The organism is Telluria sp. Soil_C_11 (genome assembly GCF_057657395.1).
The window spans coordinates 1-20,912 of record NZ_JBDGIN010000001.1 but is presented as its reverse complement, the minus strand read 5'-3'; the positions used below and the strand labels follow the sequence as shown (position 1 = coordinate 20,912).

Below are 20,912 nucleotides of genomic sequence, written 5' to 3'. Positions count from 1 at the left end.
GAACGCCAAAGCAGCGCCTGGAATTGCATAGGAACATTATTTCCTTTTGCGATTTCATAGGAGCTCAAATTGCGATGCCAGATCGTTTCCCCTTGCTTGGCACGGAGAACTGAGTGGCGCAATAAATCTTGAAGTGATAACCCCTGGCGGGTAACTCGCTTATCTTTTCCTTTTCGACACATTGAGCTGTTACGTGTCGTCGTCAGATTATCTCATTTACGGTTCAAATAGCTGGGAGGAAAGAACTTAATGGTTCTTGTCGCCGGCGAGGTTGCGTCCACTTATTGTTCAGTGTTAAGGGCAGCCGCTTCTCACGTCGTGTCAGCTTATTAGGGGTCATTTGAAGCTGCTTCGTTTGTAGGGAATTTCACCGTGATTCATTTTTTCTTCTGGCGGAATGACAACGGCGCGGAATAAAGCGATGTAAAAAACCATAACTTTCCCCTCCTTACCCATTCGATTACTGGGTATTCGTGTGTCATCACTTGGGAATTTATGCTCCCCGCATCATTCTGTGCCGAGACCTACTGGGAATAGTTGGTATTGCTAGAAAATTGTCTATTTGATAAGTACAAATGTCTATAACAATTAGGCACTCATCCGATTGTGAGAATTTTTAGTGAGCATTACGCTTGGGTAAGTGCGGTTATATGGGATAGATTAAAGGAATAATCATGACGATGAGATTGCGAGTTTTTCTAGTATTGACGAGTGTTATTTTGAGCGCATGCGGTGGAGGCGGTGGAAGCAATACCGAAAGCTGTGTTAGCGGAATTTCCGGCTTGTGTACAATGTTAGGAACAACTCCTCCCACTCAAGGCACCCCTACATCGCCTTCGCCAGTTCAATCTGCCGCCCCAACGGTCACCTTGGCACTCGTGAATGCTAGTGGCAACTCTTCTAACTCATTGACTGGCGCAACGCCGCTCACGGTCAAGGCAACGGTGTTAGATTCAGACAAGAAGCCTGTGCCGAACGCGGTCGTTAGCTTCGCCACCAACGACGCATTGGCGGTGTTCTCTCCGACAAGTGGTACTGCACTAACTGATGTCAATGGTTTGGCGAGCGTCACCATGCGTGTCGCTAACTTAGCCGCTGGCGGCGCTGGCACCGTTACCGCCAGCAGTACCGTGGGCAATACTACAGTTACAGGCAACGCCACTTACGCGGTGAGCGCCACCACCTTGTCGTTTGGCACCCTTAGCGCTTCTCCGGCCGCCATTCAAGCTTATGGATCAACCGTGCTATCAGTCGATCTGATGAACGGTGCTACCAAATATACTGACCAGCAAGTCAACGTCAACTTCAGCTCGGCCTGCGTTACTGCTGGAAAGGCTACATTAGCTACGATGGCTTCGACAAACAATGGCACCGCACAAGCGGTATATCGCGATAAGGGTTGTGCCAATAACGACACCATCACCGTTTCAGCCGATGGCGTTGCCAAGCCAGCCACTGCTGCGCTTACGATTGCGCCACCTGCAGCGGCATCCGTTCAGTTTGTGCAGGCGCTCCCATCGGACAAGTCTATCGTCATCAAAGGTCAAGGGGGCAACGGCCGCACTGAGACCGCAACCTTGACCTTCAAGGTCGTTGACATTTTCGGTAACCCATTGCCGGGCAAACAGGTGAATTTCACATTAGGGCCGACCGATGCCGACGTAGTGATTAACAAGTCCACGGATACGTCGGATGTTGACGGAACTGTGATCACGACCGTGAATTCCAACAATACCCCAACCTCGTTTCGCGTGCTGGCCACCCTGCCAGGCACGGGTAATGGCGGCGCAAACATCTCGACTTTGTCAGACACGGTCGTGGTTACCACTGGCCTGCCAGTAAAGCGTTCGTTCTCGCTCAGCACCAGTTCCTTCAACGTCGAAGGGTGGAACATGGACAGCTCACCTACCAATCCGGCTGCAAGGATTCAACTGCTGTTGGCTGATGAGTTTAGTAATCCGGTTCCGGATGGTACTCCGGTCGTGTTCCAGACCAACCTCGGGTCCATCGGATCGTCAAACAGGGGTGGCTGCAACACTGTCAATGGCGGTTGCTCGGTTGACTTCCGCGCGCAGGAGCCTCGCAGTGCGATACAAAACATCCCGGTCACGCCTTGCAATACCGGCCATGTGGGCTCCAGTTCAGACATCCTGCGCCCTGGCATGGCGACAATTTGTGCCAGCACGACTGATGGCGCGAGTACCATGTTCGGCAAGATCGCTGTCTTCATGAGCGGCAGCTACGCTGTGAACACGACGATGAACGGCTCCTTGGTGTCCTTCGGCACTCCAAATGACTTAGGTTCGGTCAGCGCCAGCGCTACCAAGTTATTTCAGCTGCAGATCAACGACGTCAACAATAATCCGATGCCGGTGGGAACCAAGGTCGAACTGGTTAGCGTCTTGAACGCCAACGGGGCTGCCGTCTCGCCAGCTACCGTGCCCAACATCGCTCCGCACGGTACCGGCGGCGATGACAACACCGGCAATACGGTCACCGGGCCGCAAGGGTCGATCCACACGTTCGGCGTGGCCAGTACCACCCCAACCGAATGCAAGGGGCCGGTGCAGGCATCGTTTAGCGTCATGATAACTACGCCGGGGGGCGGGGTTACCAATATTCCTTTTAAACTATTATTTACCTGCCCTTAAGCGCATATTTGGAAAGCGATGACTCGGAGCGGCCAAGGATTCTGGCCGCTTCTTTTTGTCTTTGCGGTCGTAAGAATCTGAATCGGAGAATTTCTTTGAAAGGATCGCGCCTGCAACGTGATGCCACCTGTAGTACGGATCGACGTTGAACTTGGCGCTTTCCGAGAAGGTCACAACTCAATGCGAAGCGCCTCGTTGATATACGCTCATGCGCCCGCCAGCGCGCTGTATTGAAGACAGATGCGTTAGGTCAATAATGCCGGCGGGCGGAATGCACCGGCCTAGTGATGCAGTTGCGTCCCCATCGACGCCTGCGCCCCCTGCTCAGGCTGGAAAGCCCGATTCGCCGCCGCCGTATTGCTGTGGGCTTCGAAACGGGCCATTTTGCCGTCACGCATGGTGAACACGTGGACCCATGGCGTGTCCAGTTCGCGTCCGGTCGTTTTGACATGCCAGGTCGCATGTCCCAGCACCACCACCTTGTCGCCTTCCGCAATGAATTCCCGCGGTTCGAAGCGGATGGCCTGGGTGCTAGCGTCGAGCTTGGAGAAGAACTCGGCAATGCCCTGCTTGCCGCGGAAGGTGCCGGCGAAAGGGACATACTCCGATTCCGGGCTGGTCCATTCGGCATCGTCGGTGCAGCGGGCGAGGATGCCGGCGATGTCCCCTTGCATGAACATCCGATACGCTTCCTGCACCAATTGCTTGTTTTGCTGTGCGTCCATGGCGTCTCCTTCAGTGTGTCGGCCGGATGGCCGATGAATCAGCCTAGTACCCGCCATGAATAAGTCAAGGATGCCGGACGAGGACATTGCATGTTCGCGCCTGTGCTCGTCGTTACGACGTATAATGCTGAATGTTAAATTTGTTAGAGAGCATAAAACGATGTCGCTCGTAAAGATTCGCAACAACGTTCATGTCTCTGGCAAAGGCGCGGCGACCATGGTTTTCGCTCACGGGTTCGGTTGCGACCAGACCATGTGGCGCTTCCTCGCACCGGCCTACGAGGAACGTTTCAGGACGATCGCGTTCGACCTGGTCGGCAGCGGCTGCTCGGACCTGTCGGCGTACGACCGCGAAAAATACGGCAGCCTGCACGGCTATGCCGACGACCTGCTGGAAATCATCGACGAGTTCGCTACCGGCCCGGTGGTGTTCGTCGGGCACTCCGTCAGCACGATGATCGGCCTGCTGGCCACGATCAAGGCGCCGCACAAGTTCAGCGCCCAGGTCATGGTCGGCCCATCTCCCTGCTACATCAACGATGGCGACTATATCGGCGGCTTCAGCCGCGAAGACATCGACGAGTTGCTGGAAACGATGGAGGCGAATTACCTCGGCTGGTCGAGCAACCTGGCGCCGGCCATCATGGGCGTTCCCGACCGGCCCGAGCTGCGGCAGGAACTGACCAACAGTTTTTGCCGTAACGAGCCCGACATCGCCAAGCATTTTGCCCGCGTTACTTTCCTGTCCGACCATCGTGAAGACGTGGCACGGTCGACCGTGCCGGCCCTGATCCTGCAATGCAGCGATGACCTCGTGGCTCCCCGCACGGTCGGCGAGTTCCTGCATCGCAAGCTGCCGGCCAGCACCCTGCACGTCATCGACAACGTCGGCCATTGTCCGCACATGAGTGCCCCCACCGAGAGCTCGCAGGCGATCGATCACTTCCTTGCGCAGACCTTGCGCTGATGTCGTGACAGGAGACCCGCCTTCCGATGACAGCCTGTTCGATCACGCGGCATGCGCCTTGCTGGTGACGGCAAGCGACGGGCTGATACTCAAGGTAAACAGTACGGCTTGCGGCTGGCTCGGCTACGAAGCGGAAGACCTGGTCGGCAAGGTGCGCGTGGTGGACCTGCTGCCGGTCGGCGCGCGCCTGTTCTATAACACGCATTGCCAGCCTATCCTCCAGGTGCAGGGGTCCGTGGGCGAGATCCAGGTCGACCTGCGCAACCGCCGCCAGGAGCGCTTGCCGGTGCTGATGAATATCCTGCGGCGGCAGGAAAACGGCCGGACCGTCGATCATTGGGCCATCTTCAAGGCGTCCGACCGCCGCGCTTACGAGCGCGAATTGCTAAGCGCACGTAAAGCCGCGGAAGCAGCCGAAGCCGAGCTGAAGAAGCTGAATGCGCAGTTGTCGCTGGCCGATCGCCGGAAAGACGAATTCCTGGCGACGCTCTCGCACGAACTGCGCAATCCCCTGGCCCCCATGCGCAGCGCGCTCGACGTGTTCAAGCTCAGGTTTGGCCAGGCGGGCGACGACCGCCTGTTCCAGGTCTTCGACCGCCAGCTTCGCCATCTCACGCGGCTTGTCGATGACCTGATGGAAGTCTCGCGCATCACCCAGGGACGCATGCAGCTGCGCCGCGCGCCGGTCGAGCTGTCCGCGCTCGTGCGCAGTGCGGCAAACGATACGGCCGCGATGATGAAGGCGGCAGGGCATACCTTGCGCCTGTCCGTGTGCGAGGCGCCGGCCGTCGTCGACGGCGACGCGACCAGGCTGGCCCAGGTGGTGATCAACCTGCTGACCAATGCCGCCAAATATACGCCGGACGGCGGCCTGATCGAATTGCACCTGGTCTGCGACGCGGAAGTGGCCGAGATACGGGTGTGCGACAACGGGATCGGCATTCCGGCCCCCGCGCTCGCCACCGTCTTCGACATGTTTTCGCAGCTCGAGCCGGCGCTGGAACGGGCCAAGGGCGGTCTCGGCATCGGTCTTGCCCTGGTACGCGGGATCGTCGAACTGCATGGCGGCAGTATCCACGCCGAGAGCGCGGGGCAGCACAAGGGCAGTACCTTCACCGTGCGCCTGCCGCTCGCCGCCGGCGTGTCATGCCCGGTCGCGCAAGCGCCTGCCGAAGTTGCGCTCGCCCAGGCCCGCATCCTGGTGGTCGACGACAACCAGGATGCGGCCGAGACGCTGGCAATGGCGCTCGAGTTGTTCGGTTGCCACGTCATGGTCGCGCACTCGGGAGCGCAGGCGCTGGAGCTGATCGCCATCGCCGACCCCGCGGTCGTCCTGCTCGATATCGGCCTGCCCGACATGAATGGCTACGAACTGGCGCGCCGCCTGCGCCAGTTGCCCGGCGGACCCGCCATGACACTGATCGCCACGACCGGCTGGGGCCAGCAAAAGGACCGCGAGCGCGCCTTCGATGCCGGTTTCGATCATCACCTGACCAAACCGATCGATTTCGAACTGCTCAAACCTTTGTTGCATGGGGACGGCGCAGCCGCACAGCGCTAAAATAGCGCCTTCCCTGCGCTATCCCTACACACCATGACCCAACGCCTCATCCTTGCCTCGAACAACGCGGGCAAGCTCAAGGAATTTGCCCAGCTGCTGGCCCCGATCGGTTTCGAACTGCATCCGCAGGGCGAATTCAACGTCCCCGAAGCCGAGGAGCCCTTCGGCACCTTCGTCGAGAACGCGCTGCAGAAGGCGCGCCATGCATCGCGCCTGACCGGCCTGCCGGCGCTGGCCGACGATTCCGGCGTGTGCGTGAACGCCCTCGGCGGCGCGCCCGGCGTCTATTCCGCGCGCTATGCCGGCGAGCCGAAGTCGGATGCCCGCAACAACGAAAAGCTGGTCGCGGACCTGGCTCCCCACGCCGACAAGTCGGCCTATTACTATTGCGTGCTGGTCTACGTGCGCCATGCCGACGATCCGCAGCCGGTCATCGCCGACGGCATCTGGCGCGGCCAGATCGTCGACACGCCGCGCGGCGCCAACGGCTTCGGCTACGATCCGTACTTCCTGATCCCGGCACTGGGCAAGACCACCGCCGAGCTCGAGCCGGCCGAGAAAAACGCCATCTCTCACCGTGGCCAGGCGATTCGCGCACTGGTCGAGAAGCTGAAATGATCCCGATCAAACCCATCGGCAATGGCATCCCGGCGAACACGGAGCCGCGTTCGCCCGCCACGGCCGCCCTGCAATACCTGCAGCCCGGTTCGCTGAACCTGACCGCGCTGCCGCCGCTGTCCCTGTACATCCACTGGCCCTGGTGCGTGCGCAAGTGCCCGTACTGCGATTTCAACTCGCACGAGTCGAAGGGGCCGATCCCGGAACAGGAATACCTGGACGCGCTGCGCGCCGACCTCGAACAGTCGCTGCCGCTGATCTGGGGCCGCAAGATCCACACCGTCTTCATCGGCGGCGGCACGCCCAGCCTGATGTCGGCGGCTGGCCTGGACCGCCTGCTGTCCGACCTGCGGACCCTCCTTCCGCTGGAGATCAATGCCGAGATCACGATGGAGGCCAACCCCGGCACCTTCGAAGCCGAGAAATTCAAGGCCTACCGCGCCAGCGGCATCAACCGCCTGTCGATCGGCATCCAGAGCTTCAACGGCAGGCACCTGCAGGCGCTGGGCCGCATCCACGACGAGAACGAGGCGCGAAAAGCGGTCGAGATCGCGCAGGCGAACTTCGACAACTTCAACCTCGACCTGATGTACGCGCTGCCCGGGCAAACGCTCGAGGAAGCCCGGCGCGACATCGACACCGCGCTGGCCTTCGCGCCGCCGCACCTGTCGCTGTACCACCTGACGATGGAGCCGAACACGGTGTTCGCGAAGTATCCGCCGCAGCTGCCCAGCGACGACGAGAGCGCCGATATCCAGGACATGATCCTGGAGAAGATGGCCGGGGCAGGGTACGAGCACTACGAAGTGTCGGCCTATGCGAAGCCGGGACACCGGGCGCGCCACAACCTGAACTACTGGACCTTCGGCGACTACCTCGGCATCGGCGCGGGCGCCCATTCCAAGCTGTCGTTCCCGCACCGCGTGCTGCGCCAGGCGCGCTACAAGCAGCCGGCATCCTTCATCGAGGCGGCGCAGAAGGGCAACGCGGTGCACGAGGAGCACGAGATCGCGCGCGGCGAGATGGGCTTCGAGTTCATGCTCAATCTGCTGCGCCTGACCGAAGGCTTCGACCCGAACCTGTTCGGCGAGCGCACCGGCCTGTCCATCACCATGATCGAGAAGGCGTTGAACGAGGCCGAGGCCAAGGGACTGATCTACCGCGACTTCAAGCTGATCAAGCCGACCGGACTGGGGCAACGCTTCCTGAACGACCTGCAGGAGATGTTCCTGGGGGAGTAGGGCGGGACCGGCCCGGCTTACCGAACCGTAATACCGGCGGCGCGCGGGCTCGCCTATACTTCCACCCATGCCACACTGCCTCCTTATCGAAGACGACGCCGAGACCCGCGAGTACCTGCGGGCCGGTCTCGAATCCGCCGGTTTCATCGTGCTCGCGCTCGACAATGGCAGCGACGCCGGCCGCCACTTGCGCGAACGGCGCTGGGACATCGTGGTGCTGGACCGCATGCTGCCCGGCCAGGTCGACGGCGTCGGCATCCTCGAGCAGATGCGGGCGCGCGGCGACATGACGCCGGTGCTGATCCTGAGCGCCCTGAACAACGTGGACGAACGCGTGCGCGGCCTGCGCGCCGGCAGCGACGACTACCTGGCCAAGCCCTTCGTCATGTCCGAGCTGCTGGCGCGGGTCGCCAACCTGACGCGCCGGGCGACCTGGTCGCGCGAGGTGACCCAGCTGCACGTGGCCGACCTGCAGCTCGACCTGCTCACGGTCCGCGTCACGCGCCGCGGCGTCCCGATCAACCTGCAGCCGCGCGAGTTCCGCCTGCTCGAATACCTGATGCGCCATGAGGGCCAGATCGTGACCCGCACCATGCTGCTGGAAGGCGTGTGGGACTATCATTTCGACCCCCAGACCAACGTCATCGACGTACAGATCAGCCGCCTGCGCAGCAAGATCGACAAGGACTTCGACCCGCCGCTGATCCACACCGTGCGCGGCGCCGGTTACGTGCTGAGCGCCTCCGGTTATGGCCCGGCTGCGCCTTAGCCTGCGCGGCTCGATCGTCGCGCGGCTGGCGATCGGCTATGGCCTGCTGGTCGCGCTGTCGGTCGCGGCGCTGTCGACCATCTTCTATATCGGCACCGTGGGCGTGCTCGAGCGTTCGATCGACAACAAGATCAGGGCCAACGCGCTGCGCCTGTCGGATGCCTGGCATGCCGAGGGCGATGCCGGCCTGCGGCGCCAGGTCGACCTGCAGCTGCATGACCGGATCGACAGCGACACCGAACTGATCGGCCTGGTCGACGCCGCCGGCCGCAGCCTGGCCGGCAACCTCGGCGCATGGCAGGGCACGCTGGCGCCGGGCCGGCTGGTGTTCGACACGATGGCGCGCGGCAACGCGACGGTGTCGGTGCGCCTGATGGCCGTGCCGCTCGCGGGCGGCAGGCAGCTGGTGGTCGGGCACGACCTGAGCGAACTCGATGCCATCCGTGACGTCATCGAGCGCGCACTGCTGATCAGTTCCTCGGTCTCGCTGCTGCTGGCCTTTGCCGGCGCCTTGCTGTTCCGGCGCCTGATCGAGGCCCGCATCGGGCATATCCGGCGCACCGCCGCGCGCATCGCGGCCGGCGAACTGTCGAGCCGGATCACGGTGCCGGGCAACGACGAGTTCGCGCGCCTCGGCACCGACATCAACCAGATGCTCGACCGCATCGAGTCGCTGATGGAAGGGGTGCGCCATGTCTCGAATTCGATCGCGCACGACCTGCGCACTCCCCTCGGCCGGGTGCGCAGCCGGCTGGAGCGGGCGCTCGGCGCCACCGCCGATCCGCAGGCGCTGGTCGGCGATGCCCGCCTGGCGATCGAGGAAATCGACAGCCTGATCGGCCTGTTCGACAAGCTGCTGCAGATCGCGGCGGCCGAGAGCGGCGTGCGGACCCGCTCGTTCGGCCTGCTCGACATCGCCGCCATCGCGCGCGACATGGCCGAGCTGTACGAAGCCGCCGCCGACGAGCAGGACATGATGCTGCGCTATACCGGCGCGGAGGCGCTGAACGTGCGCGGCGACCGCGACCTGCTGGCGACCGCACTGGCCAGCCTGATCGACAATGCCATCAAGTATGCAAAAATCGGCAGCTGCGTCGACATCGGCGTGGCCGCCGACCGCGAACACACCGTCGTGTCCGTGCGTGACTACGGCCCGGGCGTGCCGGAGGCCGACATCGGCAGGCTGTGCGAACGCTTCTACCGGGTCGACCAGAGCCGCGGCCTGCCGGGCAATGGCCTCGGGCTGTCGATCGTGGCCGCCATCGTCCAGCTGCACGGCGCCACGCTGCGGCTGCGCAACGCCAGGCCGGGCCTGGAGGTCAGCCTCGTGTTCCGCAGCGAATAGGGCGCGGCGCTCCGGACCGGCAGCGCCGCCGGACGCCTGCCGGGATCAATCGGCGCTGAGGGCCGGGGCCGGGCGCCGTGCGGAAAGGCCGGGCGTGGGCGCGGCGTGCGCCAGGCGGAAGCGGCGCATCAGTTCATCGAGGCGCGCCGACTGTTCCTGCATGCTGGACGCGGCCGCCGCGGCTTCTTCGACCAGGGCCGCGTTCTGCTGGGTGGCCTGGTCCATCTGGGTGATCGCCGCGTTGACCTGGTCGATGCCGGCGCTCTGCTCGCGGCTGGCGGCAGTGATCTCGGCCATGATGTCGGTCACCCGCGCCACGCTGGCGACGACTTCCTCGATCGTGGCGCCGGCCTGCTGCACCAGCGCCGTGCCGGTATTCACCTGGGCCACCGAGTCGCCGATCAGGGCCTTGATCTCCCTGGCCGCCGTCGCCGAGCGCTGCGCCAGGTTGCGCACTTCGGAGGCCACGACGGCGAAGCCGCGGCCCTGTTCGCCGGCGCGCGCCGCTTCCACCGCCGCGTTCAGCGCCAGGATATTGGTCTGGAAGGCGATGCCGTCGATGACGCCGATGATGTCGACGATCTTGCGCGAGGCGCTGTCGATCGCGCCCATCGTATCGACCACCTGGCCGACGATTTCCCCGCCGCGCGCCGCGACCGCCGACGCCGCCTGGGCCATCTGGTTGGCCTGGGTGGCGTTGTCCGCGTTGTGGCGCACGGTCGACGTCAGTTCCTCCATCGATGCCGCGGTTTCTTCCAGCGAGCTGGCCTGCTGTTCGGTGCGCGCCGACAGGTCGAGGTTGCCGCTCGCGATTTCGGTGGAGCCGGCGGCGATCGTGCGCGTGCCTTCCTGCACCTCGGACACCACCTTGGCCAGTCCGTCGTTCATCGACTGCATCGCGCGCAGCAGGTCGCCGATTTCGTCGCGGCGCCCATGGTCGAACGAGCCGGTGAGGTCGCCGGCGGCGACGGTTTCCGCCACCTTCACCGCGCGCGACAGCGGACGGACGATGCTGCGCGTGATCGTCACGGCGCCGAATGCGACCAGCGCGATCATCAGGCCGTTCAGCACGAGCACGAAGCGCGACCGTTCTTCATAGGCGGTGCGGCTGGCGTGGGTGATCCGGTCGATGGTCTGGCGCTGCATCGCCAGCAGATCCTGCAGCGCGGCCGAGTAGGCCTGGGCGGCCGGGGCGAAGCCCTCGTCGTAGCGGCGCTCGGCGGTGATGCTGTCGCCGGCCTTCTTGGCATCCATGACTTCGACCTTGGCCGCCTGGTACCTGGCGCGCAGGGCCTGCACCTTCTTCAGCTGCGCCTGTTCCTCCGGCGAGTCGAGCAGGGGTTCGACCCGCTTGACGATCTCGGAGGTGCGGGTGACGCTGTCGGCGATGTCCTTGGCGAATACGCTGCTCAGGGTGTTGTCGGTGCTGCGCGCGATCAGCGAGGTGCGGACGATCGCGGAATAGGTGTTGACGTTCCAGTCCGACACCAGGCGCTCCTTGGTCAGCGGGACGGCCAGCATCTTCTCGGTCGCGTCGACGTTGGCGCGGGCTGCCAGCAGGGCGGAAGCGGTGGCGATCATGGCGAGCACCAGGATCAGCGCGAAGGCGATGGTCAGGCGGCTGCCGATGCGCACATGGCGCAGAAAGTACTTCATCATCTCCAGATTCCTCTTGGTGTAAAGAGTTAGTTTTTATAAATACCCAAGGTAAGTATGGAGTAATTACTTGCAGTGAGGAAAGATATTTCCGTGCTGCGGTGCGGTGTTGTCGCAAATTTGCACCTCTCAGGCGCAGCCGAGGATGTCCGCCACCTCGGTGAGCGACCCGGCCACCACGTCCCAATCCTCTTCGGCCCGCAGGTCCGTGTCCTGGTCCGGCCCGTACTCGTGCGGCCGGCACACGAACACCGTGCGCATGCCCAGGGCCCGCGCCGCGCGCAGGTCGCCGTTGTGGGCCGCCACCATCGCCGCCTGCTCCGGCGCGAAGCCGGCCGCTTCCAGCGATTGCAGATAGGTCGCCGGCTGCGGTTTGTAGCTGCGTGAAATTTCCGCGCCCAGGATCGCATCCCAGGGCAGGCCGCCGAAGCGCGCCAGCCTCAGCATCCCGGCGATATGGCCGTTCGAGATCGGGGCGATGGCAAAGCGCCGCTTGAGCCGCGCCAGCCCGGCCACGGCATCGGGCCAGGGGTCCAGCCTTTCCCAGGCGCGCGTCAGGTCGGCCAGGTCCTGTTCCGGAATGTCGTCCACCGCCACCCCGTGCGAGGCGAGCAGCCGTTCGAGGTTCTCGCGCTGCAGGACGTCGAGCCTGGCCCAGGGACGCTGGCCCGAACGCACCCGTTCCATCGACGGCTGGTACAGCGCGCGCCAGGCGTTGGCGAAGGCGAAGGGATCGAGGTCGATGTCGTAGCGCTCCAGGAAGGGAGCGGCGGCCCGTTCCACGCCCGAACGCCAGTCGACGACCGTGCCGAACACGTCGAAGCCGAGGAAGCCGACCTGCTGGAGCCTGCAGGTCATGCGCGCCTCGCCGTGATGGATGCCCCCGCCATCGATCACCCCTGCTGTCCGGCTGCCAGCGCGCGGATCGTGCGCGCCAGGCCCTCCAGCACGCGCGCCGTGCCCTCGTAGTCGAACCTGTCCGGCGACTCCCCGGCGCCGTCGTCCGCCTTCATCCTGTAATAGGGGTAGCGCATGAATCCGGTGTCCGCGATCAGGATGGCGGGATGGCCGGAGCGGCGGTAGGCGGAGCGATCCGACAGCGTCACGCCCTGCACGTAGGCCGGCGCGGCCAGGCCGTGGGCCGGCAGGTCGGACACGGCGCGGAAGGCGGACAGGGCGTCCTGCACCAGGCGCGACGATGCCTGGGTGCCGACGAAGGCGACGAAGCTGCCGGGGCCCGCATCGCGCTTCTCCATGCCGGGCCGGTGTTGTCCGCCATGGCGCTGCAGCGTGTACCAGCCGATGGCTTCGAGCGCGGGCGCGTCCGCGCCGTACTGGATGCCGCCGATTTCTTCTCCTTTGGACCAGGGCTGCTCCTCGTTGAGGAAGAAGACGAACTTCACTTCGGTGCCCTGGCTGGGGCGCATGTCCTTGAGCAGGCGCGACAGCTCGAGCACGGCGGCGGTGCCGCTGTCGTCGTCATGGGCGCCGACGATGAATATGCGTGCCGGCCGGGTAGCCGGTGCGAGGTTCGACACCGACACCTCGATGTTGCGCATCATCCGTCCGCCGGCCCGGTAGGCGTGGCGCCGGATCGCGTAGCCCTCGGCCTCCAGCACGCTCTCGATGTAGCGCGCGGCCCGTTCGCGTTCGGCCGGCGTGGCGGTATCGTGCCCGCTGGAAGCGGTCGCCGACACGTGGGCACGCAGGCGCGCCGCGAGCGGCAGTTCGGGCGCCGCCGCGCCTGGGTTGACGGTCATCGTTGCCAGCAGCACGAGCAGAACGATGGCGACAACGACTTTCCAGTGTGCACGTAGAAAGGTTCGCATGAGAGGGAGACGGAGCAAAAAGAAACCGGGGCCGTCCTGCGATTCCATCATACAGAAATCGCAGGACGGCCCCGGTTGCAGGGCCCCTCAATCGTGCGCCGCGCGCCAGGCGTTCAGCGTGCGGCGGTCGCGTTGGCCGGCTCGCTCCAGCCGCCGCCCAGCACGCGGTACAGCGTCACCTGGTTCTGCAGGCGCGCCAGGTTCGCTTCGATCGCCTGCTGCTGGGCGGTGAACAGCGAACGCTGGGCATCCAGCAGGTCGAGGTAGCTGGCGGTGCCGCTCTGGTAGCGCAGGCTAGAGAGGTTGAAGCGGTCGGCTTCCGCCGCCGCCACCGCCTGCTGGGCACGCAGCTGCTCGCTGAAGGTGGCCTGGCCGGCGAGGGCGTCCGAGACTTCGCGGAACGCAGTCTGGATCGACTTCTCGTAGCGGGCCACCGCGATGTCGCGGCCGGCCTTCGCGCTCTCGACGCCGGCGCGGCGGGCGCCGAAGTCGAACAGCGGCAGGATCGCCTGCGGCGCGAAGGACCAGCCGAAGGAACCGCCCTTGAACAGGCCCGACAGTTCCGAGCTGGCGCTGCCCGCGCTGCCGGTCAGCGAGATGCGCGGGAAGTAGTTCGCGCGCGCCGCGCCGATGTCGGCGTTGGCCGCGATCAGCTGCTGCTCGGCGGCGCGGATGTCCGGACGCGCGATCAGCAGGTCGGACGGCATGCCGGCCGGCAGGTCGGGCAGGTCGGTAGCAGCCAGGGTGCCGCCCGCCGGCAGGGTGTCCGGAATCGGCTGGCCGACCAGCAGGGTCAGGGCGTTGGCGTCCTGGGCGCGCTGGCGCTGCTGCTGGGCCAGCACGGTGCGGGCCTGCTCGACCAGCGAGACCGACTGCTGCAGGTCGAGCTTGGAGATCACGCCATTCTCGAAGCGCAGCCGGGTCAGGCGCAGCGATTCCTCGCGCGTCTTGAGGGTCTGCTGGGTCAGCGCCAGCAGCTCGTCGTCGGCCAGCAGGGCCAGGTAGGTGTTGGCCACCGTGGCGACCAGGCTGATCTGCGCCGACTTGCGCGCTTCCTCGGTCGCCAGGTACTGCGCCAGCGCCGCATCGCTCAGGTTGCGCACGCGGCCGAACAGGTCCAGCTCGAAGGCCGTGACGGTCAGGCCGGCCTGGTAGACGCTGTTGACCTCGGCATTGCCGCCGGCGGCCTGGCGGCTGCCGCTGAAGCCCGCGTTGACGGTGGGGAAGCGCGCCGCGCGCTGGATCTGGAAGGCCGCGCGGGCCTGCTCGATGTTCAGGATCGAGACGCGCAGGTCGCGGTTGTTCGCCAGCGCCATCTGGATCAGCTGCTGCAGGCGCGCATCCGCGAAGAAGCGCTGCCAGGCGATGCCGGCCGGGGCTTCATTCGCCACCGGGTTGCCGCTGGCGACGGTGCCGGCCACCGTCGGGAAGCCGGCGGCCACCGGCGCGGCCGGGCGCTCGTACTTGGGCGCCAGGTTCACGCAGCCTGCCAGCACCAGGGCCATGGTCAGGGGAAGCAGGGTAGAGAGTCGTTTCATGTCGCCCATCAGATTTTTTCGTTGATGACAGTGGTGTCTTCTTCATGCGCGTACATCTTGCGCGTGCGCTCGCTGCCCTTGAACAGGCTGCGGACCACCACGAAGAACACGGGTACGAAGAACACGCCCAGCGCCGTCGCCGTGATCATGCCGCCCATCACGCCGGTACCGATGGCGCGCTGCGAAGCCGCGCCGGCGCCGCTGGCGATCACCAGCGGCAGCACGCCGAGGATGAAGGCCAGCGAGGTCATGATGATCGGACGGAAACGCAGGTGGGCCGCCTGCAGCGCCGCTTCGATCGGCGACTTGCCCTGCGCCTGCAGGTCCTTCGCGAACTCGATGATCAGGATCGCGTTCTTCGCCGCCAGGCCGATCACGGTGATCAGGCCGACCTTGAAGTAGACGTCGTTCGGCATGCCGCGCATGGTCGCGGCCAGCAGCGAGCCGAGCACGCCCAGCGGCACCACCAGCAGCACCGAGACCGGGATCGACCAGCTTTCATACAGCGCCGCCAGGGCCAGGAACACGGCCAGCAGCGAGAAGCCGATCAGCACGAACACGGTCGAGCCGGACAGGATTTCCTCGCGCGACTGGCCGGTCCACTCGTAGGCGAAGCCGGCCGGCAGCTTGGCCGCCAGGTTCTGCATTTCCTGCAGCGCGTCGCCGGACGAGTGGCCCGGGGCGGGTTCGCCGGTAATGCTCATCGCCGGGTAGCCGTTGTAGCGGGTGGTCTGCATCGGGCCGGTGATCCACTTAGTGCTTGCGAAGGCCGACAGCGGCACCGGCTGGCCCTTGGTGTTCATCGCGTTCAGGCGCAGCAGGTCTTCCGGCTGCATGCGGTCCTTGGCGTCGGCCTGCACCACCACGCGCTGGAGGCGGCCGGCGTTCGGGAAGTCGTTGATGTAGGCCGACCCCAGCGAGGTCGAGATCGCGTTGTTGATCGCGTCGAAGGTCACGCCCAGCGCCTGCGCCTTGTCGCGGTCGATGTCGAGCTGCAGCTGCGGCGCGTCTTCCAGGCCTTCCGGACGGATGCCGGTCAGGACCTTGCTCTGCATTGCCATGCCCAGCAGCTGGTTACGCGCCTGCAGCAGTGCCGCGTGGCCGAGGCCGCCGCGGTCCTGCAGGCGGAACGAGAAGCCGGCGCCGCGGCCCAGTTCCGGGATCGGCGGCGGGCTCACCACGAAGATGAAGGAGTCGCGCAGCGCCATCAGGTGCCCCGTGATGCGGCCGGCCAGGCTCTGTGCGTCCGAACCTTTTTCCTTGCGCTCGTCCCAGGACTTCAGCGGGATGAAGGCGAGGCCCATGTTCTGGCCCTGGCCCGAGAACGAGAAGCCGGTCACGGACACCATGTCGGCGACTTCCGGCTGCTTCATCACGTAGTCCTCGGCGGCCTTCAGCACGGCGCTGGTGCGCTCGGCGGTGGCGCCCGGTGGCAGCTGGATGTTGGCGATGATGTAGCCCTGGTCCTCGTTCGGCAGGAAGGAGTTCGGCATCCTGGTGAAGACCAGGCCCACCAGGCCGATCAGCAGCACGAACACGACCAGCGCGCGGCCGGTGCGGCGCAGGATCTTGCCCACAAAACCTTCATAGCGCTTGGCGCCGGTGGAGAAGGTGCGGTTGAACCAGCCGAAGAAGCCGCGCTTCTCCATGTGGTGGCCGGCTTCCACGGGTTTCAGCAGGTGCGCGCACAGCGCCGGGGTCAGCGACAGCGCCAGGAAGGCCGAGAACGCGATCGAGGACACCATCACCGCCGAGAACTGGCGGTAGATGTTGCCGACCGCGCCGGCGAAGAAGGCCAGCGGCACGAACACCGAGATCAGCACCACGGTCACGCCGATGATCGCGCCCGAGATCTGGCCCATCGCCTTGCGGGTCGCCAGCAGCGGCGGCAAGCCTTCCTCGGACATGATGCGCTCGACGTTTTCCACCACCACGATGGCGTCGTCGACGACGATACCAATGACAAGGACCATGCCGAACATGGTCAGCACGTTGATCGAGAAGCCCAGCGCCAGCAGGGTGGCGAAGGAGCCGAGCAGGGCGACCGGCACCACGATGGTCGGGATCAGGGTGTAGCGGATGTTCTGCAGGAACACGTACATCACGATGAACACCAGGATCACCGCTTCGATCAGGGTCTCGACGACCTGCTTGATCGAGATCTGGATGAACTTGGTCGAGTCGTACGGGATCGCGTACTTCATCCCGTGCGGGAAGTACTTCGACAGTTCGTTCATGCGGGTCTTGATCAGCTGGGCGGTTTCCAGCGCGTTACCGGTCGGCGACAGCTGCACGCCGATACCGGTCGACGGCTTGCCGTTCAGGCGCGCCGAGGTCGCGTAGGCCTGGCCGCCGATCTCGATGCGGGCCACGTCCTTCAGGCGGACGGTCGAGCCGTCCGGGTTCGCGCGCAGCACGATGTTGCCGAACTGTTCGACGTTCGACAGCTGGCCGGTCACCACCACGGTGGCGGTGATCTGCTGGCCGACGTTCAGCGGCAGGTCGCCGATGGTGCCGGAGGCCACCTGGGCGTTCTGGGTGCGGATCGCGTTGTTGACGTCGGCGGCCGACAGGCGGAAGCCGACCAGCTTGGCCGGATCGATCCAGATGCGCATCGCCTTCTCGGTGCCGAACAGCTGGGCCTGGCCCACGCCCTTGATCCGCTGGATCTCGGGCAGCACGTTACGCGAGGCGTAGTCGCCCAGCGCGATCGGGTCCCAGTTCGGGTCGTCCGACGAGAGGATGGTAAACAGCAGGAAGTTCGAGCGCGCCTTGTCGACGCGCACGCCCTGCTGGGTCACGGCCGCCGGCAGGCGCGGGGTCGCGCGCGACAGGCGGTTCTGGACGTCGACCTGGGCCAGGTCGGGATCGGTGCCGGTCTCGAACGAGATCGTGATGGAACCGGTGCCGTTGGCCTGGCTGGTCGACTCCATGTAGACCATGCCGGGGGAACCGTTCATCTCGCGCTCGATCACGGAGATGACCGAGTCCTCGAGGGTCTGTGCCGAGGCGCCCGGGTAGGCGACGCTGACGACGATCGACGGCGGCGCCACGGTCGGGTATTGCGCGATCGGCAGCTGCTTGATGGCGACGCCGCCAAGCACCATGATGAACAGCGCGATCACCCAGGCGAAAATTGGGCGGTCAATAAAAAAACGAGCCATTGGGAAGTCCTGTTTCTAGTGTTGCTCTTACTGGCGGGTATTGCCCGGGCCGGCGGCGGCGCCGGCGGCCGGCGAACCGGCTTTCGGCGTATCCGCGGTGCGGCTGGCAGCGGCGGGGGTAGCGCCGGTGGCGCTGGCGCCAGCCGGTTGGGCGGCAGGCGCAGCTGCAGCGGCCGGCGCGGTCGCGGCTTGCGGGACCCAGGCCACCGGCTGTACCGGGGTGCCCGGCGGCAGCATCTGCAGCTTCTGGAAGCCGTCGACCATGACTTTCTCGCCTTCCTGCAGGCCATCGGTGACGACCCAGTCGGCGCCCTGCTGCGACGCGATCCTGACGGTGCGCTGGACCGGCTTGTTGTCCGGGCCGATGACCATCACGGTATCGCCGGTCTGGCCGCCGCGGGTGACGGCCTGCTGCGGCACCAGGATGCCTTTCGGCAGCTCGGACTGGGCCAGGCGCACGCGCACGTACTGGCCCGGCAGCAGGGCGTTGTCCGGGTTCGCGACCTGGGCGCGCAGGGTCACCTGGCCGCTGGTCGGGTCGACGGTCACGTCCGAGAACAGCAGCTTGCCCTTGCGGCCCAGTTCGGTGCCGTCGTCGAGGATCACCGACACCGGGATCGCCGAGTCGATGCCGCGCCCGCCGGCGCTCTTGCGCAGGCGCTGCAGTTCGGAGGCCGACTGGGTGATGTTCAGGTAGACGTTGTCGGTCTGCTGGATCAGGGCCAGCTGGGTCGCCTCGTTGGCGGAGACCAGCGCGCCTTCGGTGACCAGGGCGCGGCCGATGCGGCCCGAGATCGGCGCGTAGACGTTGGCGTAGCCATAGTTGATCTGGGCGATGCGCAGCTGGGCCCGGGCGGCGTTGACGTCGGCCTCGCCCTGCTTGGCGGCGGCGACGGCATTCGTGTACTCCTGCTTGCTGACTGCGTTGGCCTCGACCAGCGGCTTGTAGCGCTCGACGGTGGCGGCGGCCGAGGCCTGGGCGGCCTGGGCGCGGCCGAGCGCAGCCTGGGCGCTGTTGACCTGTGCCTGGTAGGGTTCCGGATCGATCTGGAACAGGGACTGGCCCTGCTTGACCATGCTGCCCTCGGTAAACAGGCGCTTCAGCACGACGCCGTTGACGCGGGCGCGCACTTCGGCCACGCGGATGGCTTCGACGCGGGCCGGCAGTTCGGTTTCAAGAGCGACCTGCTGGAATTTGGTCGTGATCACGCCGACTTGCGGGGCCGGCATCTTGGCGCCGGCGCCGGGGGCGGCCTGGGCGGCATCCTTGGAGCCGCAGCCCGACAGCAGGGCCAGGGCGGTCAGGGTGCACGCGGCGATCCTGGTCAGATTCATGGTAGAGGAGTGGGCAGAGCGCATTAATGCTTCCTTCAGTTGAAAAAAGACAGAATCGCCTGCGGCACTTCTGGCACCGCACACGATTCGTCACTGGCTTTTAGGTAAACGGGGATATACTATCACGAGTGTATGTTTAATGTTTTTGACCACCAAAAAATGGAGAGAGGCGCCGATGGCCCGCAGAACCAAAGAAGAGGCCGCTGCCACACGGGACAGCATTCTTGATGCTGCCGAGAAATTGTTTGTTGAACAGGGCGTCTCCAGGACGACCTTGCAGCATATCGCAAGCGAAGCCGGTGTGACGCGCGGTGCGATCTACTGGCATTTCGACGACAAGGGCGCGCTGTTCAACGCGATGATGGAACGCGCCACCCTGCCGCTGGAGGCCGAGCTGCAGGTGCTGGACGAGTCCGGGTCGAGCGATCCGCTGTCCGACCTGCGCGACTACATGCTGGCGGTGCTGCGGCGCACGGTCGAGGATCCGGTGGCGCGCCGCGTGTTCGAGATCGCCACCCTGAAGGTGGAATTCGTCGACGAGATGGACGCGGTGCGGGTGCGCCGCCAGGTCAGCATGAACGACTGGATGGCGCGCGCCGAACGCCGCATCCGCCTGGCCTGCGACAAAGGCCTGATCGGCTGCGAGATCGAGCCGCGCACGGTGGCGCTGGCGATGTGGACCATGATCGACGGCCTGATCCGCAACTGGATGTTCGATCCGAAGAGCTTCGACCTGCTGGAGCTGGGCAGGTGCGTGATCGATCCGTACATGGACGGCTTGCGTGCCGGACGTGCGGCCTAGCATGAAATATCTGCTTGCCATCCTCCTCGGACTCGGCGCGGCGCCGGCCGTCCTGGCGCAGTCCTTGCCATTTACCGGACGCTGGGTGCTGGACGACGGTTCGGCGGCGCCGGCCCCCTATACCAGCCTGACCGTCAAAGGCGAGCGCATGACCTGGAGCGGACCGGACAAGAAGGCGCCAGGCTGTGTCCAGGAATTCGTGCTGAAAACGGAAAAGCCCGGCACGGTGTACGTCGATGGCCGCGGCACCAAATTCCTTGCCGGTGTCAAAGGCAGCATCCCGACCTATCTGCTCCAGCTTCGCACCAGCACCTGCGGCCGCGCCGGCGAGGACGTGCGGATCCGGTATCCGCTGGTGTACGACACGCGGCACATCGAAGTCATCGAATACGCGGGCGGCAAACCGGTCAGCGCGTGGCGGTTCCGGCGCAAGAAATGACCCGCGTCGTCACCGCGAAACACCCCGTCGTCCCCGCGAAACACCCCGTCGTCCCCGCGGAGGCGGGGATCCAGGTTCTGCACGCGTTACGTTAGCGCAAACAAACTTGGGGGGATAGTGCCGGGGGCACTATCCCGCCTCCGCGCACTACTGTCCGGGATAATAACGTTGTGCTGATCATCAGGCTTCTCCAAGGGGTGACAGGTTGAGGCTTGATGGTCTTCGTCGGCGTGGCGGTAGCGTCGCGTCACTGACGGCGGAAGTGAACAGCG

Annotated in this window: 16 protein-coding genes; 9 read left to right on the top strand and 7 right to left on the bottom strand. The window is 65.0% G+C overall.

Going from position 1 to position 20,912, the window contains the following annotated elements; genetic code table 11:
• The first annotated feature begins 869 nt into the window (after positions 1-869).
• The gene (locus AC3A6M_RS00080; RefSeq protein ID WP_487850719.1) at positions 870-2,651 is read left to right on the top strand and encodes an Ig-like domain-containing protein; all 1,782 of its coding nucleotides are present in this window, start codon (positions 870-872) and stop codon (positions 2,649-2,651) included.
• 281 nt (positions 2,652-2,932) lie between these two features.
• On the opposite strand, the gene AC3A6M_RS00075 is transcribed toward AC3A6M_RS00080, so the two are convergent.
• Positions 2,933-3,376, bottom strand: coding sequence for a nuclear transport factor 2 family protein (locus tag AC3A6M_RS00075; protein WP_487850718.1), 444 nt, complete (start codon positions 3,374-3,376; stop codon positions 2,933-2,935).
• Positions 3,377-3,593: 217 nt separating this feature from the next.
• Here AC3A6M_RS00075 and AC3A6M_RS00070 point away from each other — a divergent pair, with 217 nt between their 5' ends.
• From AC3A6M_RS00070 to AC3A6M_RS00045, 6 genes are all read left to right on the top strand, one after another.
• On the top strand, positions 3,594-4,343 hold the full coding sequence (locus tag AC3A6M_RS00070; RefSeq protein WP_487850717.1) for an alpha/beta fold hydrolase: 750 nt from the start codon (positions 3,594-3,596) through the stop codon (positions 4,341-4,343).
• Positions 4,344-4,347: 4 nt separating this feature from the next.
• Positions 4,348-5,904 carry a hybrid sensor histidine kinase/response regulator gene (locus AC3A6M_RS00065; protein WP_487850716.1) on the top strand — a complete coding sequence of 519 codons (1,557 nt, stop codon included), beginning with the start codon at positions 4,348-4,350 and terminating at the stop codon, positions 5,902-5,904.
• A 33-nt stretch (positions 5,905-5,937) separates the two neighbouring features.
• Positions 5,938-6,522 carry an RdgB/HAM1 family non-canonical purine NTP pyrophosphatase gene (gene rdgB / locus AC3A6M_RS00060; RefSeq protein ID WP_487850715.1) on the top strand — a complete coding sequence of 195 codons (585 nt, stop codon included), beginning with the start codon at positions 5,938-5,940 and terminating at the stop codon, positions 6,520-6,522.
• Positions 6,519-7,763: a radical SAM family heme chaperone HemW gene (gene hemW / locus AC3A6M_RS00055; protein WP_487850714.1), complete on the top strand. Its 1,245-nt coding sequence runs from the start codon at positions 6,519-6,521 to the stop codon at positions 7,761-7,763. The genes rdgB and hemW overlap by 4 nt, the downstream gene beginning before the upstream one ends.
• 67 nt (positions 7,764-7,830) lie before the next feature.
• Positions 7,831-8,532 (top strand): winged helix-turn-helix domain-containing protein, encoded by a 702-nt coding sequence (locus tag AC3A6M_RS00050; RefSeq protein ID WP_487850713.1) that lies wholly within the window; start codon positions 7,831-7,833, stop codon positions 8,530-8,532.
• Positions 8,513-9,877 (top strand): sensor histidine kinase, encoded by a 1,365-nt coding sequence (locus AC3A6M_RS00045; RefSeq protein ID WP_487850712.1) that lies wholly within the window; start codon positions 8,513-8,515, stop codon positions 9,875-9,877. The genes AC3A6M_RS00050 and AC3A6M_RS00045 overlap by 20 nt, the downstream gene beginning before the upstream one ends.
• Before the next feature lie 45 nt (positions 9,878-9,922).
• On the opposite strand, the gene AC3A6M_RS00040 is transcribed toward AC3A6M_RS00045, so the two are convergent.
• The 6 genes from AC3A6M_RS00040 to AC3A6M_RS00015 all read right to left on the bottom strand — a co-directional run bounded on the left by AC3A6M_RS00040 (position 9,923) and on the right by AC3A6M_RS00015 (position 19,399).
• Positions 9,923-11,533: a methyl-accepting chemotaxis protein gene (locus AC3A6M_RS00040; RefSeq protein WP_487851211.1), complete on the bottom strand. Its 1,611-nt coding sequence runs from the start codon at positions 11,531-11,533 to the stop codon at positions 9,923-9,925.
• A 129-nt stretch (positions 11,534-11,662) separates the two neighbouring features.
• On the bottom strand, positions 11,663-12,391 hold the full coding sequence (locus AC3A6M_RS00035) for a haloacid dehalogenase type II (RefSeq protein ID WP_487850711.1): 729 nt from the start codon (positions 12,389-12,391) through the stop codon (positions 11,663-11,665).
• A 35-nt stretch (positions 12,392-12,426) separates the two neighbouring features.
• Complete coding sequence (locus AC3A6M_RS00030) at positions 12,427-13,293, bottom strand: M28 family peptidase (protein ID WP_487850710.1); 867 nt, start codon at positions 13,291-13,293, stop codon at positions 12,427-12,429.
• A 182-nt stretch (positions 13,294-13,475) separates the two neighbouring features.
• Positions 13,476-14,900, bottom strand: coding sequence for an efflux transporter outer membrane subunit (locus AC3A6M_RS00025; protein ID WP_487850709.1), 1,425 nt, complete (start codon positions 14,898-14,900; stop codon positions 13,476-13,478).
• Between the two features lie 8 nt (positions 14,901-14,908).
• Complete coding sequence (locus AC3A6M_RS00020; RefSeq protein WP_487850708.1) at positions 14,909-18,064, bottom strand: efflux RND transporter permease subunit; 3,156 nt, start codon at positions 18,062-18,064, stop codon at positions 14,909-14,911.
• A gap of 27 nt (positions 18,065-18,091) precedes the next feature.
• Entirely contained in the window at positions 18,092-19,399 is a 1,308-nt protein-coding gene (locus AC3A6M_RS00015; protein WP_487850707.1) for an efflux RND transporter periplasmic adaptor subunit, read from the bottom strand.
• A 139-nt stretch (positions 19,400-19,538) separates the two neighbouring features.
• Between AC3A6M_RS00015 and AC3A6M_RS00010 the strand changes: the two genes are divergently transcribed.
• Both AC3A6M_RS00010 and AC3A6M_RS00005 read left to right on the top strand, forming a co-directional pair.
• On the top strand, positions 19,539-20,201 hold the full coding sequence (locus AC3A6M_RS00010) for a TetR family transcriptional regulator (RefSeq protein ID WP_487850706.1): 663 nt from the start codon (positions 19,539-19,541) through the stop codon (positions 20,199-20,201).
• A gap of 1 nt (position 20,202) precedes the next feature.
• Positions 20,203-20,640, top strand: a complete 438-nt coding sequence (locus AC3A6M_RS00005) for a hypothetical protein (protein WP_487850705.1) — start codon at positions 20,203-20,205, stop codon at positions 20,638-20,640.
• Positions 20,641-20,912: the final 272 nt, after the last annotated feature.